This window comes from Hyphomicrobium sp., assembly GCF_036780825.1.
In the GTDB taxonomy this organism is placed as follows: domain Bacteria; phylum Pseudomonadota; class Alphaproteobacteria; order Rhizobiales; family Hyphomicrobiaceae; genus Hyphomicrobium_C.
Genome location: NZ_DAIQCD010000010.1, coordinates 14,848 through 30,021, shown reverse-complemented (window position 1 = coordinate 30,021; position 15,174 = coordinate 14,848). Strand labels below are relative to the sequence as shown.

Sequence of the window (15,174 nt, the reverse complement as noted above, 5' to 3'; positions counted from 1 at the left end):
CTTACTGGGTGAGGGTCTGCAGGAACGAGCCGAAGCGCAGGACGCCCTCGGGCCAGGGGCCATGGCCCGACTCGCCATCGATGTGCCCGACTTCGCCAGCGTCCACCAATGTCGCGCCCCAGGCCTCTGCGAACGTTTTGGCTCGCTCGATCCGGCAGTAGGGATCGGTCGTGGACGCAACCAGGACAGACGGAAAGGGAAGGGGATCGAGCGGCAGCGGGGCGAACCCGTTGGCCTCGCCGTCAAGCGTCAGGCCGGACGTTTCAGGCCAGTCCTGCACGTGGTCCACATCGGCAGGCGCCACCAGGAATGCGCCCGACAGGAAGCCCTTGGGAATGCGTTTGGCCATGTGCGCGACTGCTGCAACCCCGAGACTGTGAGCAACGAGAACCACGGGACGCGTGCTCTGCACCGCCGCTTCGATGATGCGTCCGACCCAGGCTTCGCGCTCGGGCGCGAGCCCGCTCTCCTGCTCGACGAGCCGCGCCGTCTTCAAGGTGCGCTCCCATCGCGATTGCCAATGGTCGCGCGTGGTATCCGACCAACCGGGGACGATCAGGATGTCGACGTCTGAGGTTCGCATGGGGCCTCGTCAAGATAGCGGGTCGGAGCGTGTTTCGCGTGACGTGCACACCAAACGCGACGCCAGCGTGGCAACAAGGGAAAGCCCAAGGACCGTCCGTCCCGCTCCGTATAGACGCCACCAGTCTTCGGAGGGCGCGGGACCTTAGAGCGCGTTCACCCTTATCGGGATCAGATTGCGCGACGTGACCGCGCTCTAAGTTTTTATTTGAGAGACTGATTCACGTTCTCGGTGAATGCGTGTCCGCATCCACCTCAAACGATCAGGCTCTAGCGTCCTGCGATCATAGACTACGCCGGGAGCCAGCCAAAGCGCGGGCTTCGTCACTCCTCTCCGAACACCCGCCGGAAAATCATCCCGGCGTGCTTCAGGTGGTAGCCATCGTCGAACATGGTCTCTAGCGTGGCGGCCGGCACTTTCGCCGTTACGTCCGCATCCGACTTGAGCTCGGCGAGGAAGTCGGCGCCGCTCTCCCAGGTCTTCATGGCGTTGCGCTGCACGAGGGCATAGGCCTCCTCACGCGACGCTCCGGCCTGCGTGAGCGCGAGCAGCACACGCTGGGAATTGTGCAGGCCGCCCAGGCGATCCAGATTGCGCTTCATGGCCTCCGGATAGACGACCAGCTTTTCGATGACGCCGGCGAGGCGAGCAAGCGCGAAGTCGAGCGTCACCGTCGCATCTGGGCCGATCATGCGCTCGACCGACGAATGCGAGATGTCGCGCTCATGCCAGAGAGCCACGTTTTCCATCGCTGGGAGCGCGTAGGCGCGCACCATGCGGGCAAGGCCGGTGAGGTTTTCAGAAAGCACGGGATTGCGCTTATGGGGCATCGCGGACGAGCCCTTCTGCCCGGCCGAGAAATATTCCTCAGCTTCCAGCACCTCGGTGCGCTGTAGATGCCGGATTTCGACGGCCAGGCGCTCGATCGACGACGCGACCACGGCGAGCGTGGCGAAGTACATCGCGTGCCGGTCGCGCGGGATCACCTGCGTCGAGACGGGTTCCGGCGACAGGCCGAGCTTCTCGGCAACGTAGGCCTCGACGGAGGGATCGATGTTGGCAAAGGTGCCGATCGCCCCTGAAATGGCGCAAGTCGCCACCTCGGACCGCGCGGCGATGAGGCGCTCGCGGGCGCGCGCGAATTCTGCATAGGCATAGGCGAGCTTGATGCCGAACGTCGTCGGCTCCGCATGGATGCCGTGGCTACGGCCGATGGTGATCGTGTGCTTGTGCTCGTAGGCGCGCGCCTTGAGGGCGGCGAGCAGCCGGTCCACGTCAGCGATGAGAAGGTCGGACGCGCGCACGAGCTGCACGTTGAAGCAGGTGTCGAGCACGTCGGACGAGGTCATGCCCTGGTGCACGAAGCGCGCGTCCGGCCCCACATGCTCGGCGAGATGGGTGAGGAAGGCGATGACATCGTGCTTCGTCACCGCTTCGATCTCGTCGATGCGCGCGGTGTCGAATTCGGCCTTTGAGCCCTTTTCCCAGATGGTGCGCGCGGCTTCCTTCGGGATGATGCCGATCTCGGCCATGGCCGTCGCGGCGTGGGCCTCTATCTCGAACCAGATGCGGAAGCGCGTCTCGGGCGTCCAGATGGACGCCATCTCAGGGCGTGAATAGCGGGGGATCATCAGTTGTCTCGTGTTGAGCGTAAAAGAGGGCACTAGCAGACCCGGCTTCCGGCTTCAATCTTGCCCGCCGGATTACATGGCGAGCGCATGCGCGGCGGCCCGGAATACCTGTGCGTCACTATGTCTTGCATGCGTCGGGTACGGAATAATCCTGCCTTCAACCGGTGGGGGGTTGCCTCGGCTTCCGCAAGCTCTTCCGAAATCACATTTCATTTCAGCAGCAAGCCCCTAAAAAAAGAAGGATGCCAGAAAGTTACAATTCGTTGAGCTGAAAAAGGCACATGTTCAATCGTAACATCTTGTGACCGTCCGAGCCTAGCTTGAGCCATATTTCAATGGATGCTCAGGGAGGCATGGCGCCAGTTAAAAGAAGCCCGTTCCTTAACTGTGGCCAATTTGTCAGAGGTGAGCTGCGAGAGATCAGCACTATATTCAACTTACGCAAGGGTCGGATGAGAGCGTTGAATGCTCATACAGGTTGCAAAGAGCGCTCACTGACGATCGTTTTGCACCGCAGGGTTGTTTGGGCCGAGGCCTGACAAGAAAGTTGCGAAAGTAAGGGATAGACTATGACTGAGCAGATGCACGCCGAGATTGCCGAGCTCAATCATCGGCTGGACCAGATTGACGATCTACGACGATCGTTCGCTATCGTTCAGGAGCGAATCCGGGTGTACCGGGTCCACGGTAAGAAAGTTCCCGAGGCGCTGTCGCTGATCGAGCGCCGCCTCGCCCAAGAATGCAGGATCGAATCCCAAGGGCGCTGACGGCTTCTGGTCACGCGCGAAAGCGCATCCGCTTTTGTTTGAGCGGGGCCGCGAACACGTAGGTGACGTGAAGCCGTATATCGGAAAAGAAGCGAGCGGAACGAGAACGCGCTCTAAGTTTTTATGCGAGAGGCTGATTCACGTTCTCGGTGAATGCGTGTCCGCATCCACCTCAAACGATCAGGCTCTAGCGCACCCTTATTTGGCGCGATGAGGCACCCCCGTCAGTTCTGGACGTAGGTGATCGTGCCATCGGGCTGCTTCTTCCAGGTGTACATGACGTAATCAATGCGCGTCACGTCGCCTTTGGCATCGAAAGCGAGATCGCCAATCACGGTCTTGTACGTCTTGCCCTTGTGCAACTCCTCCGCGACTTTCACTGGATCCACCGAACCGATGGCCTTCGCGGCCTCCGCAATCACCTGCACCGCGGCATAGGCGTAAAGCGTGTAGGCCTCAGGCTTGAAGTTGCGGGCTGCGAACTTGGACAACACCGCCTGCGCCTCGGGGCGCTTCTGCGGGTCAGGGCCGAACGTCATGAGCGTGCCCTCGGTGCCGGGGCCGCCAAGTGCTGCGAACTCGTCGGTGGCGATGCCGTCGCCACCCATCATCACCGCGTTGACGCCCGCAGCGCGCATCTGGCGCAGGATGCTGCCGCCTTCGGTGTGAACGCCACCCCAGTAGACCAGATCGGCATCTACATCCTTGATCTTCGAAACGAGGGCACTGAAATCGCGCTCGCCGGCGTTGATGCCCTCATAAAGCACTTCCGTCACGCCGAGGGCGTTCATGGTCTTCTTCGCCTCATCGGCAAGGCCCTTGCCGTACGTGGTCTTGTCGTGGGCGATGGCGACCCGCTTGTCCTTGAAGTGTTCGGCGATGTACTCGCCTGCAACCCGGCCCTGCTGGTCGTCCCGGCCGCAGATGCGGAATACGTTGGTGAGCCCGCGCTCGGTGATCTTGGGATTGGTCGAGCCGGGGGTCACCATCAGGATGCCGTTCTCGGCGTAGACGTCGGAGGCCGGCTCGGTGACGCCGGAGTTGAAATGTCCGACCGCGAAGCGCACGCCTTCGCTGACGAAGGTGTTGGCAACGGAGCGTCCCTGGCGGGGATCGCCCGCATCATCGCCGACGAGAAGCTCGATCTGCTGCCCGTTGAGGCCGCCCGCGGCATTGATGTCCTCGACCGCCTGCTCGGCCCCGTTCTTGAGCTGGGCGCCGAATACGGCGTCCTTGCCGGTGAGAGGCCCAGCCACGCCGATCTTGAGCTTGTCCTCACCACCACAGGAAGCGAGCGCGAGCGAGAGGATGGCGGCGGTCAAAACCCCGGCGAGCGTCTTGAGAGACATGCGTGTCTTCCTTCTGAGGCGGGTGAGCCCGGTGAATCGCATCGCTGACACGGCGTTGTTGCGCGAAACGGCGGCCGTGTCATGCCCGTATGCGCCCTTATGGGCCGTTGCGCCACGTGAGCGGCCCCGAGCGCTTGAACATCCAGGGGTACTGTTCCGTCAGCTGGCGGGCGCGGCGCATACGATGGGCGAGGAGCGCGATCACGATTAGCACCGACACATCCACGAGGTAGCTCGGCAGCGACAGCAGGGTTCCGCCGAATAGTGCGTAGTGGAGGAAGCGGACCGCGGCGGCGAGCAGCGCCGTATAGGCCGCGACCAGCCAGATGGGGCCCCAGTTCTGGGCCACGGCTTCACCCGTCCGCCACGCGGCGCCGCCGCCGATCAGGAGCGTGAGCAGCACGAATTGCCAGGCCGTGTTGGCTCCTGTGTTCGCGTAGCCGAGCACCGTCAAAAGCTGCTCAAGCATCGTGGTCTCCTGGGCTCGTGCCGGCGTCGTCGTATCTGCGGAAGCTGGCGTGGATCCCGGCCTTCGCCGGGATGACGTTTGGGTGCGGGCAAGTTGGTTGCCTCTTTTCCGACGACTCCCTGCTAATCGCGCGTGTTGCGTAAGGAGTGCCGGATGCACGCATCAGTGCCTCCCGCCTTCGAGGTAAGCTTGGCGGATCTCGGGCCGTGCGAGAAGCTCGCGTGCCGGCCCGCTCATCGTGATCACGCCGTTCACCATCACGTAGGCCCGGTCGGCAAGCTTCAAAGCGTGGAAGGCATTCTGCTCGACGAGGAAGATCGTCATGCCTTGCCGGTTGAGCTCTGCGAGGGTGGCGAAGATCTGCTTCACGATGAGAGGCGCGAGGCCAAGTGAGGGCTCATCCAGCATCAAGAGCTTCGGCCGGCTCATTAAGGCGCGCGCGATAGCGAGCATCTGCTGCTCGCCGCCCGAGAGCGTGCCGCCACGCTGGGCGAGCCGTTCCTTGAGGCGGGGGAAAAGCTGCGTGACGCGCTCGAGATCCTCATCGAAGTGCCGGCTGCCATCGACGGCGGCGCCCATCTGCAGGTTCTCGAGCACGGTCATGTGCTGGAAGATGCGCCGCCCCTCCGGCGACTGGGCGATGCGGAGCCGCGAGATGGCATGCGTCGCGAGCCGGGTGATGGGCTGGCCTTCGAACAGGATCTCGCCCTCCCGCGCACGCGGGTCGGCGAACACCGTCATCATCAGGGTCGACTTGCCGGCGCCATTGGCCCCGATCAAGGTCACGATCTCGCCGCGCCGCACCTCGAGAGACACGCCCTTGAGTGCCTGGATGTTGCCATAGAAGGCTGAGACGCCTTCGATTGCGAGCAGGGGCGCGCTCATGGTGTGCCTTTCCCTGCCGTGGCGTCCGCGACTTCCTCGTCATCGACGCCGAGATAGGCAGCGATGACCTTCGGATCGTTCTTGACGCTCTCGGCCGTGCCGTCGGCGATCTTGACGCCGTATTCGATGACGACGACGTGGTCCGAGATGTCCATGACCACGGACATGTCGTGCTCGATGAGCAGGATCGAGACGCCGGTTTGCGTGCGGATGCCACGCAGCAGGCGCGTCAGCTCCGCGCTCTCTCGATTGTTGAGGCCGGCCGCCGGCTCATCGAGGCAGAGCAACACCGGGTTCGTGCACATGGCGCGCGCGATCTCGAGACGCCGCTGGGCACCGTAAGGGAGATCGCCGGCCGGATCGTCGGCGCGATCGACGAGGCCGACGACCTCGAGCCAGGCGCGTGCCAGCTCGAAGGCCTTGCGCTCGGCAGCGCGGTATTTCGCAAGACCGAGAAGGCCGGCGATGCTCATGCCGGACGCGGCCATCAGCGTCTTATGCTGGGCGACGATCAGGTTCTCGAGAACGGTCATGCCTGGAAAAAGGCGGATGTTCTGGAAGGTTCGTGCGACGCGGGCTTCGGATGCGATGGCATGGTCCGCCATGCGCTCGAGCAGGAACAGCTCGGGCGAGGCCCCCTGCGTGCGGCGCTTGCTGGAGCGCGCGAGCGCATCGACCGCCTCGGGGGTGGCGGCGCCGCCATGGGCCAGCGCCAAGCGTCCGCTGCTCGGCCGATAGAAACCGGTGATGCAGTTGAAGACCGTGGTCTTGCCGGCGCCGTTCGGCCCGATGAGCGCCGTGATGTCACCGCGGCCGACAGTGAACGAGAGATCGTTGATCGCCACCAGGCCCCCGAAACGCATCGAGAGATGGTCTATGACAAGCAGAGGATCCTCGAGCCAGCGCATGGACGGCCTCACTCCGCCGGAGCAGCGGCCGGCGCGCCGCGCGTTGCGGGCGGCTTCAAGCGCACCGTCGGTTCGCGCGTGGCGATGAGCCCTTTCGGCCGCCAGGCCATCAGCATGACCATCGCAAGCCCGAACAGCATCATGCGGTACTGGGCGGGGTCGAAGTCGGGGCCGAACACGGCCTTCAGCACGCCGAGCTCGCGAAGGAGCTCGGTGCCGCCAATCATGGCGGTGGCCGCGATGGCGACGCCGACCATGCTGCCGAGGCCGCCGAGGACGACAATGGCGACGATCATGGCACTCTCCAGAAACTCGAACGACTTCGGGCTGATGAAGCCGTAATGCGACGAGAAGAACGCGCCGGCGAGCCCGCCGAAGAAGGCGCCTGCGGCAAACGCCGTGACCTTCGTCGTCACCGTGTTGATGCCGAGCGAGCGGCAGGCGATCTCGTCCTCCCGCATGGCCTCCCAGGCGCGGCCGACGGGCAGCGTCCGCAGCCGCAGCGTCACCCAATAGGCGGCGAGCGCCAGCGCCAGCACCAGATAGTACATGAACGCGAGCCGGTAGATCGGCGATGGGGGGAGGCCCAGCAGCGATGGCAGCGAGCCCGCTTCGGAGCCAAGGGAGAGACCGAAGAGCGTCGGCTTCGGGATGCTCGAGATGCCGGCGTAGCCGCCCGTCACCGGCACCCAGTTGACGAGCACCAGGCGGACGATTTCCGCGCAGGCCAGCGTCACGATGGCAATGTAGTCACCCTTGAGCCGCAGCACGGGCAGGCTGATCATGACGCCCCAGAAAGCGGCCAGGATGCCGGCCAGCGGCAGGACGATCCAGAACGACAGCCCGAATGTGGTCGTGAGCAGCGCCGAGGAATAGGCGCCGACGGCATAGAAGGCCACGAAGCCGAGATCGAGCAGACCGGCAAGCCCGAGGATGATGTTAAGGCCGAGCCCGAGCAGCACGTAGATCAGGATCTGGATGCCGTAGGTATCGACGAGCTTCAGAACGCCCGGCCCGCCGGCCTCGGCGACGGCGAACGCGACGAGCGGATAGGCGAGGAGGAGCGCCAGGCCGATGCGCGGCAGATGGCGCATGATCGGATGCGGTGGCGCTGTTCGCGTCTTCTGGGGAATGGTGCGCGCGGGGCCTGCCGGCCTGATAAGGGTGAGCAGGAACGTGGCCACGAAGGCGATGGCCGCGAGCGTCAGCACCACGCCCCAACGCGGGGTCAGCACGAGCTGGTTGGAGAGGTTCGCCTCCGTGCGTAGGGCGACGATGGGGAACGCCAGGCCGAGCGTGACGAGAGCGGCGAGAAGCGCACGCTTCAGTGCATCAGCCGTCGCGCCCATCGGTCAGACCTTCTCGACGTCGGGCCGTCCCAGCAGCCCCGACGGCAGGAAGACCAGCACGATGGCGAGGATCGAGAACGCCGCCACGTCCTTGTAGTCGATGGAGAAGTAGGCGGACCAAAGGGTCTCGATGAGGCCGATCAGCAAGCCGCCGAGCACGGCGCCGGGAAGCGAGCCGATGCCGCCGAGCACGGCGGCCGTAAAGGCCTTGATGCCCGGCACGAAGCCGTCGGAGAAGCTGATCACGCCATAATAGCCCATCCAGAGAAGGCCTGCGACGGACGCGAGCGCGGCGCCGAGGATGAAGGTGAGGGCGACGGTGCGGTCCACGTCGACGCCGAGAAGCGCCGCCATCTTGCGATCTTGCTCGCAGGCTCGCTGCGCGCGCCCGAGAGACGTGCGCCGCACGACGTACCATAGCACCGCGAGGAGGGCGACGGTGACCACCATGATCAGGAGCTGCTTCTCCGCCAGGGTGACGGAGCCGTTGCCGACGGGGATGACGAGCACGCCCGTGAGAATGGGCTCGAGCGTCTTGTTGCGGGGACCCTGTACGAGCTGGACGAAATTCGAGAGGAAGATCGACATGCCGATGGCCGAGATCAGCGGGGCGAGCCGGAAGGAGCCTCTGAGCGGCCGGTAAGCGAAGCGCTCGATGACCCAGCCCCAGAGACTGGTGAGCGCCATGCCGAGCACCAGCACGATCAGGAGTGCAAGGGCGAGCGAGCCTATCCCCAAGAGCTGGGTCAGCAGGATGAACAGGATCAGCGCGATGAAGGCGGCCAGCATGAACACGTCGCCATGGGCGAAGTTGACCATGCCGATGATGCCATAGACCATGGTGTAGCCGATGGCGATGAGGCCGTAGATGGAGCCGAGCGTGAGCCCGTTGATGAGCTGCTGGACAAAATAATCCATAAGCCGGCGGTCCCCCTCCCCGGAGTCGACGGTGACCCTAGAGCCGTTCCGGTTTAAGTGGAAACGGGGAACGGCTCTAAGTTTTTGTTTCTTCGTGCTTCTTTCCGGAAAACCGGTTCCCACTTTTCCGGAAGCACTCTAGAGCATTTTCCGTTCGCTTGCGCTGGTTACAAATCTAGACGTTTGTTTGAGCGCGCGTCCTTACCTATTCGGATGAGTCCGCCCGAATAGGCTCGGCTCTAGCTGTTTAGAGCGGGGGGTGCGCATATGGGAACTAATTTTTCGCATTTGCGCCGGCTTTATGGCTCCAGCGCCCGCGCACCTGTGGATTTATGCGAAAAGTGCGCAAGTTTTTGGCGTCGCCGGCGGCAAGTGGAATGCAAGAAGGTGACTTGCGATTCGCTCTAACTTCGTCGGCCTGCCGGCTCAGATCATGTTGTGGGTGCCGTCACACCAGGGCTCATCGTCCGTTGCTTTGCAGCCGCAAAGATTAAACGTGGCCGTCGATGGAGCGACGAACTCCAAGGGCTCGATGCCCGTGCCTTCGTGGGATCCGTCGCAGAAAGGCTGCGCCTGCGAGCGGCCGCAGCGGCAATACCAGTAGGTCTCGCCCTCAACCAGGTCAACCTGGTAAGGGCCTGTCTGTGCAACGATAGGTTCTTCTGCCATGGGTCCCCTCCCGTTTGGAACCGAAGCCTCCGCGTAGCGGCTTCAGGGCCAGCGGGCAAGTCCTTCGCTTCGGCCTCGGTCGAAAGGCCTCAAACGACGCTCACGGGATAGCGTACGACCGTCTCGTCCCCCTCGTCATCGAGCCAGGTGATCTTAAGCTCGCCGGGGCCCGGGACCTTGAGCGTGAAGGCGAGATAGGGATTGGCCGAGATACCCGATCCGAGCTCGGCCTTGAACACGAGCGCGCCGTCATAGTGGGCGGTGACGGTGTGGATAATATTGCGCGGGATCGGCCGTCCCTCGGAATCCTTGCGGTTTCCCGTCTCCATGACGTGGGTGACGAGCGCCTTAACCTCGATGATCTCACCGGTGCGGATTTCGTCGGGCAGCCTGATGCGGGGCTTGGAAGCGGCCATGTCCGTCACTCCGTCCCGCAGCCACCGATGCCGACCTCGACTTCGGCGCGGGCCGCGATCAGCGTGTTGCGGGAGGTGAGCGCCACCGCCACCACCTCCTGCGTCCTCGCGAGCCGCATGCGCCCGGCGACGACGGCTGTCCCGGAGAGCGGCGTGAAATGGAAGATCGCCACAACGGCCTGCGGGTTCTGCGTCGAGAGAAGGTGCACCTCGGCGATGTGGTCCTCCTCGGTCATCGGGCTATCGACTGAGATCTTGTAAGGCACGATGTTGCCGTTCTCGGCGTCCTCGGGCATTTCGAGTGTCATCGGACCTTCGACCGGCGTGCCACTGCGGACGATGCGCGCAAACGCCTCCTGGAACTGGGGCGTGGGCGGACGGCGAGCAGGCTCAGCTGCGGCCTGCGCTCCAGCAGAGGCAGACGGTGTCATGCCCGGGTAGGCCGAGCGGGGGCCGAGGGCAGCGCCCGCCGTGACGGCTGCCACACCGGCGAAGAGCGTGCGACGGGTCACGTCGCAAGCGCCTCGGCTGACGGGAGAGGCCCCGTCCGATCTCGGCGGCGCCGTAGCCGGCATCTCGGGCGGCATCTTGCGGTGTCGCTTCTCCAACATAAGCGAGACTGCTAGCATGGGACAGAAAGGGGGCGCAAACATGCTGCCCGGCACCGGCATCCAACGCCTTCGAAAAATCTTCGGCACCGCGCTTCTTGCGGCGGTTGGGCTGCTTCCCGCAGCGGCCGCGCCCGAGGCGGTTGGCCATGAGGCCCGGGCCGCGCCGCCGGTGCGCCTGATCATGGTCGAAGAGCCGGGTTGCCGCTTCTGCCGCAAATGGGATGCCGAGATCGGCATCGGCTACCCAAAGAGTGCCGAAGGCCGTTTCGCACCCCTTCTACGCGTGCGCCGCGGGGCGTCCGAGATCGGGGAGTTGGCTCCTATCGTTTATACGCCGACGTTCCTCGTGCTGCGCGCCGGCCGGGAGGTGGGGCGCATCACGGGCTATCCTGGTGCAGACTATTTCTACGGTGAGCTGCAGCCCATCCTGGTTGCGGCGGGGTTTCCGGCGCGGCCGTGACGCAGCGCGTTCGAACAGAGGAGACGCATGGCGCCATGATCGAGATCGATCGCAGGCAGCTTGCGCGCGGCTTTGCAGCGGCCCTATCCCTTGGAGCACTGGTGCGCCCCCGTGCCGCGCGCGCGGCGGCTGGCGGACGCGTCGTCGTCGTCGGCGGCGGTCCCGGCGGGGCTACGCTTGCCGTAACCTTGAAGCGGGCCGCGCCGCAGCTTTCCGTGACGTTGATCGAACCGCAGCGCCAGTACATCTCCTGCTTCTATTCGAACCATGTCATCGGGGGATCCTTCTCGCTCGGCCGCATCACCAACGGTTATGACGGGCTCGTGGCGCTCGGCATCGACGTGGTGCATGACCGTGCTGCCGCCATCGACCTCGAGCGGCGAGAGGTACGGCTCGCCGAAGGTGCGCGGCTTCCTTATGACCGGCTGGCCGTGGCGCCCGGCATTGGCTTCAAGTTCGACGCCATCGCGGGCTACACAGAGGCGGCGCGCGAGATCATGCCTCACGCCTGGTCCGGCGGTGAGCAGGTCCGGATCCTGCGTGCTCGTCTCGAGGCGATGGAGGATGGCGGCCTCGTCGTTGTCGCCGCGCCGCGCAACCCCTATCGCTGCCCTCCGGGGCCCTACGAGCGAGCCTGCCTCATCGCCAATTACCTCAAGCGGGAAAAGCCGCGCAGCAAGGTGGTGATCCTCGACGCCAAGATGGCGTTCTCGAAGCAGGAACTCTTCGAGGAGGCGTTTGCGCGCTACTATAAAGGCATCATCGAGCTGCGTCTGACCGATGATCTTGACGACATGGGCGTGGCCCGCGTCGATGCCAAGACGGGCGAGGTCGAGACGCGCTCCGGCGAGGTCTTCCGGGCTCAGCTCGCAAACATCATTCCGGACCAGACGGCTGGCGCCATCGCGCGCGAGGCGGGTCTTGCCGAGGGCGACTGGTGCCCGATCAAGCCCGAGAGCTTCCAGTCGGCCGTCGCGGACGACGTCTATGTGCTGGGTGATGCGGCCATCGCCACCGACATGCCGAAATCGGCGTTTTCCGCAGCCAGCCAGGCGCGCGGCGTGGCGGCGAATATCCTCGCGGATCTCACGGGCGCGGAACGGCCACCGGCCGCCTATCGCAATACCTGCTGGTCGAAGCTCGCCCCCGACGACAGCGTGAAGATCGGGGCAGACTACGCGCCGGGCAAGCTCAAGGGCAAGCCGGCGCTGGTGCCGATCGATCCGTTCATCTCGAAGACAGGTGAAAGCGCCGCGACGCGTAGGGAGAATTACGAGGACAGCCTTGCCTGGTACCAGACGCTGACGGACGAAATGTTCGCCAAGCCCGCCTCTACAACTGGAATGCATCCCGGGAAACGAGGGTGAGACGCGGCTCGGCATCAGTTTATGGCCGGGTGCCCTTTAATGGGTACGGACGCGGTCCGGTTGCCGCAAGTGCCACCGCTGCTATATGGATGAGGGGAGAGTACAACCCCGATCAGGCTGCCGGTTTGTCCGCACCGCGGAGAGAAAGACTTTAATATTCTCCCTTACCTTGCCGCTTGCGTGGGCCCTGGCCGTTTCGGAAATGTTAGGGGCGCACCCGGCGAAGAAGCCTGAGCCCAAAGACTGATCCGGGAGCGGAAAAAGATCGATGGCGTTGAGTCTGCTTCTGATCGTTCTCGTCGCCGTTTCCATGGCGCTCGCCATGGCGCGTGCCAAGCCTTGGCAGTGGGCCGTGAGCCTTGGCGCGGTGACACTTGCCTGGCAGTGCGGCCTCTTTCATGGCGGGCCGCATCTCCCCCACGCAGGCTTTCTTGGCGGTCTCGTTTGGCTGGTGCTGGCCGCGTTGGGGTCGCTCTCCATCGACGGCGTGCGCCGGCGTGCGCTTATCCAGCCGGTGTTCAAGAAAATGCGGGCCGTGCTGCCGCGCATCTCGGACACCGAGCAGCAGGCGCTCGATGCCGGCACCGTCGGCTTCGATGCCGAGATCTTTTCCGGCACGCCCGACTGGGGGAAGCTGCGCGAGCTCCCAACCGCCACGTTGACGGATGAAGAGCGCGCTTTCCTCGACGGGCCGACGGAAGAGCTCTGCCGCATGATTGACCACTGGCGGATCCGCCATGTCGAGCGGCGCATGCCCAAAGAGGTGTGGGACTTCGTCAAGGCGAAGGGCTTTCTTGGGATGCTCATCTCCAAGGAGCATGGCGGCCTGGGCTTTTCGGCCGCGGCGCAGTCGCTGATCCTCGGCAAGATCGCCTCGCGCTCGCCGGACGTGGTCACCATCGTCATGGTGCCGAATTCGCTCGGTCCCGGAGAGCTGATCGAGAGGTATGGAACGGAAGCGCAGAAGGCGCATTTCCTGCCACGGCTCGCGCAAGGGCTCGACGTGCCCTGCTTTGCGCTCACTGGCCCTAATTCGGGCTCCGACGCGGCGGCGATGCGCGATGTCGGCTACGTCACCAAAGGCGAGCACGAAGGGCGCGAAACGACCGGCATTCGGCTCTCCTGGGATAAGCGCTACATCACGCTCGGTCCCGACGCCTCGCTGCTCGGGCTCGCTTTCCGCCTCTTCGATCCTGATAAAATCCTCGGTGAGGTCGAGGACATCGGGATCACCGTCGCGCTCATCCCGACGGATCACCCCGGCGTCAAAATCGGACGGCGCCATCTTCCCTCCGGCGCCGCATTTCCTAACGGGCCGACATCGGGCCGCGACGTGTTCATTCCCATCGACTGGGTGATTGGCGGCCAGGAGAGGATCGGCCAGGGCTGGCGCATGCTGATGGAATGTCTGGCGGCCGGACGCGCTATCTCGCTGCCGTCTTCGGCCACCGCCGGCGCCAAGGCGATGCTGCGCTTCACATCTGCCTATGCACGCATCCGCCGCCAGTTCGGCCTCCCCATCGGACGCATGGAAGGCGTAGAGGAGCCGCTCGCCCGGCTCGTCGAGAATGCCTACGTCAACGAAGCGGCGCGCGCGGTGACGGCCGCCATGGTCTCGCGCGGCGAGCGGCCGTCCGTCCTCTCGGCGTTGATGAAGTATCAAACGACCGAGCGGCTGCGGCGGAGCGTGAACGACGCTTTCGACATTCACGGCGGGCGCGCCATCTGCGATGGGCCGTCGAACTATCTCCAGGCCGCCTATCAGCTCGTGCCGGTCGGGATCACGGTCGAGGGCGCCAACATCCTCACGCGCACGTTGATCACGTTCGCGCAAGGCGCGCTGCGGGCGCACCCCTATCTCTACAAGGAGGTGCAGGCCGTTCGCGATCCCGACAGCGCCGCGGGGCTCGCGGCCTTCGATAAAGCGTTCTGCGGGCATGCGGCATTCTCAGCATCGAACATCGCTGGCGCGTTCTTCCATAACCTCACGCTCGGACGCTTTGCCGGGGCACCGACGGACACACAGGGGCTTGCTCCTATCTATCGGCAGCTTTCGCGTGCCGCCCGCAATTTCGCGCTGGTCTCCGATCTCACGGTGGCGCTGCTCGGTGGCGGCCTCAAGGTGAAGCAGAAGCTCACCGGGCGGCTCGCGGACGCGCTTTCCGAGATCTTCCTCACGGCGTGCGTGCTGAAGCGTTTTGAGGACGACGGCAGCCCCGAGGCCGATCGTCCGATCGTCGCCTTTGCTGCTGCCAACGGCCTCTATCGCTTCGAGGAGGCGCTGCGCGGCACGATCGAGAACTTCCCCAATGCGGTGCTGCGCCCGGTGCTGCGCGTGCTCGTGTTTCCGTATGGCCGCCATTATTATCCGGCACCCGATGCGCTCGCTTCACGCGTCGTCCGCCCGGTGCTTGTGCCGGGAGAGGTTCGCGATCGCCTGACGCGCGACATGTTCATATCCGATGATCCCGATGACCCGACGGGGTTGCTCGAGGTCGCCTTCCGGAAGGTCGCGGCGGTGGAAGAGGCGGAGAAGAAGCTCGAGCGCGCGATCCGGACCGGCATCGTGCGCCGCTATCATGGGCGGGACTGGATTGCGGAAGCGGCAGACGCGGGCTCCATCACAGAGAGCGAAGCGGCGCTGCTGCGCGAGGCTGAGGTCTTGACCCAGCGTGCCATCGCCGTGGATCATTTTGCGCCTGACGAGTTGATGCCGCATTATGGAAGGGCGTCGGCGCCGAGCACGGCACGCGGCCTTCGGGACCATGCAGGCGCGACCCCATCGTGATGAG

General features: G+C 64.5%; 15 protein-coding genes. 4 read left to right on the top strand and 11 right to left on the bottom strand.

The features are described from left to right. Position 1 precedes the first annotated feature (1 nt). Both V7P99_RS06530 and purB read right to left on the bottom strand, forming a co-directional pair. Entirely contained in the window at positions 2–583 is a 582-nt protein-coding gene (locus V7P99_RS06530) for an RBBP9/YdeN family alpha/beta hydrolase (RefSeq protein WP_333793989.1), read from the bottom strand. Between the two features lie 323 nt (positions 584–906). Then, complete coding sequence (gene purB / locus V7P99_RS06525) at positions 907–2,214, bottom strand: adenylosuccinate lyase (protein WP_333793988.1); 1,308 nt, start codon at positions 2,212–2,214, stop codon at positions 907–909. A gap of 569 nt (positions 2,215–2,783) precedes the next feature. Between purB and V7P99_RS06520 the strand changes: the two genes are divergently transcribed. After that, on the top strand, positions 2,784–2,981 hold the full coding sequence (locus tag V7P99_RS06520; protein ID WP_333793987.1) for a hypothetical protein: 198 nt from the start codon (positions 2,784–2,786) through the stop codon (positions 2,979–2,981). Positions 2,982–3,205: 224 nt separating this feature from the next. Here V7P99_RS06520 and V7P99_RS06515 read toward each other — a convergent pair whose 3' ends face one another. From V7P99_RS06515 to V7P99_RS06475, 9 genes are all read right to left on the bottom strand, one after another. Then, complete coding sequence (locus V7P99_RS06515; RefSeq protein ID WP_333793986.1) at positions 3,206–4,330, bottom strand: branched-chain amino acid ABC transporter substrate-binding protein; 1,125 nt, start codon at positions 4,328–4,330, stop codon at positions 3,206–3,208. 97 nt (positions 4,331–4,427) lie between these two features. Further along, positions 4,428–4,799, bottom strand: a complete 372-nt coding sequence (locus tag V7P99_RS06510; RefSeq protein WP_333793985.1) for a DUF6867 family protein — start codon at positions 4,797–4,799, stop codon at positions 4,428–4,430. 162 nt (positions 4,800–4,961) lie between these two features. Continuing rightward, positions 4,962–5,684: an ABC transporter ATP-binding protein gene (locus tag V7P99_RS06505; RefSeq protein ID WP_333793984.1), complete on the bottom strand. Its 723-nt coding sequence runs from the start codon at positions 5,682–5,684 to the stop codon at positions 4,962–4,964. Then, positions 5,681–6,592 (bottom strand): ABC transporter ATP-binding protein, encoded by a 912-nt coding sequence (locus tag V7P99_RS06500; RefSeq protein WP_333793983.1) that lies wholly within the window; start codon positions 6,590–6,592, stop codon positions 5,681–5,683. The genes V7P99_RS06505 and V7P99_RS06500 overlap by 4 nt, the downstream gene beginning before the upstream one ends. Before the next feature lie 8 nt (positions 6,593–6,600). Continuing rightward, entirely contained in the window at positions 6,601–7,941 is a 1,341-nt protein-coding gene (livM, locus tag V7P99_RS06495) for a high-affinity branched-chain amino acid ABC transporter permease LivM (protein WP_333793982.1), read from the bottom strand. Positions 7,942–7,944: 3 nt separating this feature from the next. After that, positions 7,945–8,859 (bottom strand): ABC transporter permease subunit, encoded by a 915-nt coding sequence (locus V7P99_RS06490; RefSeq protein ID WP_333793981.1) that lies wholly within the window; start codon positions 8,857–8,859, stop codon positions 7,945–7,947. A 426-nt stretch (positions 8,860–9,285) separates the two neighbouring features. Further along, positions 9,286–9,528: a CDGSH iron-sulfur domain-containing protein gene (locus tag V7P99_RS06485; protein WP_333793980.1), complete on the bottom strand. Its 243-nt coding sequence runs from the start codon at positions 9,526–9,528 to the stop codon at positions 9,286–9,288. 89 nt (positions 9,529–9,617) lie between these two features. After that, positions 9,618–9,944 (bottom strand): thiosulfate oxidation carrier complex protein SoxZ, encoded by a 327-nt coding sequence (gene soxZ, locus V7P99_RS06480; protein WP_333793979.1) that lies wholly within the window; start codon positions 9,942–9,944, stop codon positions 9,618–9,620. 5 nt (positions 9,945–9,949) lie between these two features. Next, complete coding sequence (locus V7P99_RS06475) at positions 9,950–10,456, bottom strand: thiosulfate oxidation carrier protein SoxY (protein WP_333793978.1); 507 nt, start codon at positions 10,454–10,456, stop codon at positions 9,950–9,952. Positions 10,457–10,571: 115 nt separating this feature from the next. Between V7P99_RS06475 and V7P99_RS06470 the strand changes: the two genes are divergently transcribed. The 3 genes from V7P99_RS06470 to V7P99_RS06460 all read left to right on the top strand — a co-directional run bounded on the left by V7P99_RS06470 (position 10,572) and on the right by V7P99_RS06460 (position 15,170). Then, positions 10,572–11,015 carry a hypothetical protein gene (locus tag V7P99_RS06470; protein ID WP_333793977.1) on the top strand — a complete coding sequence of 148 codons (444 nt, stop codon included), beginning with the start codon at positions 10,572–10,574 and terminating at the stop codon, positions 11,013–11,015. 35 nt (positions 11,016–11,050) lie between these two features. Further along, positions 11,051–12,382: an NAD(P)/FAD-dependent oxidoreductase gene (locus tag V7P99_RS06465; protein ID WP_333793976.1), complete on the top strand. Its 1,332-nt coding sequence runs from the start codon at positions 11,051–11,053 to the stop codon at positions 12,380–12,382. Between the two features lie 268 nt (positions 12,383–12,650). Continuing rightward, complete coding sequence (locus V7P99_RS06460; protein ID WP_333793975.1) at positions 12,651–15,170, top strand: acyl-CoA dehydrogenase; 2,520 nt, start codon at positions 12,651–12,653, stop codon at positions 15,168–15,170. The last annotated feature ends 4 nt before the right edge of the window (positions 15,171–15,174 follow it).

Excerpts from the sequence above, each read along its gene's own strand:
- V7P99_RS06505 (WP_333793984.1), bottom strand. The coding sequence starts at position 5,684 with ATGAGCGCGCCCCTGCTCGCAATCGAAGGCGTCTCAGCCTTCTATGGC.
- V7P99_RS06530 (WP_333793989.1), bottom strand. The coding sequence starts at position 583 with ATGCGAACCTCAGACGTCGACATCCTGATCGTCCCCGGTTGGTCGGAT.
- V7P99_RS06465 (WP_333793976.1), top strand. The coding sequence starts at position 11,051 with ATGATCGAGATCGATCGCAGGCAGCTTGCGCGCGGCTTTGCAGCGGCC.
- V7P99_RS06510 (WP_333793985.1), bottom strand. The coding sequence starts at position 4,799 with ATGCTTGAGCAGCTTTTGACGGTGCTCGGCTACGCGAACACAGGAGCC.
- V7P99_RS06520 (WP_333793987.1), top strand. The coding sequence starts at position 2,784 with ATGACTGAGCAGATGCACGCCGAGATTGCCGAGCTCAATCATCGGCTG.
- soxZ (WP_333793979.1), bottom strand. The coding sequence starts at position 9,944 with ATGGCCGCTTCCAAGCCCCGCATCAGGCTGCCCGACGAAATCCGCACC.
- V7P99_RS06460 (WP_333793975.1), top strand. The coding sequence starts at position 12,651 with ATGGCGTTGAGTCTGCTTCTGATCGTTCTCGTCGCCGTTTCCATGGCG.
- V7P99_RS06515 (WP_333793986.1), bottom strand. The coding sequence starts at position 4,330 with ATGTCTCTCAAGACGCTCGCCGGGGTTTTGACCGCCGCCATCCTCTCG.
- V7P99_RS06485 (WP_333793980.1), bottom strand. The coding sequence starts at position 9,528 with ATGGCAGAAGAACCTATCGTTGCACAGACAGGCCCTTACCAGGTTGAC.
- V7P99_RS06500 (WP_333793983.1), bottom strand. The coding sequence starts at position 6,592 with ATGCGCTGGCTCGAGGATCCTCTGCTTGTCATAGACCATCTCTCGATG.
- livM (WP_333793982.1), bottom strand. The coding sequence starts at position 7,941 with ATGGGCGCGACGGCTGATGCACTGAAGCGTGCGCTTCTCGCCGCTCTC.
- V7P99_RS06490 (WP_333793981.1), bottom strand. The coding sequence starts at position 8,859 with ATGGATTATTTTGTCCAGCAGCTCATCAACGGGCTCACGCTCGGCTCC.
- purB (WP_333793988.1), bottom strand. The coding sequence starts at position 2,214 with ATGATCCCCCGCTATTCACGCCCTGAGATGGCGTCCATCTGGACGCCC.
- V7P99_RS06470 (WP_333793977.1), top strand. The coding sequence starts at position 10,572 with ATGGGACAGAAAGGGGGCGCAAACATGCTGCCCGGCACCGGCATCCAA.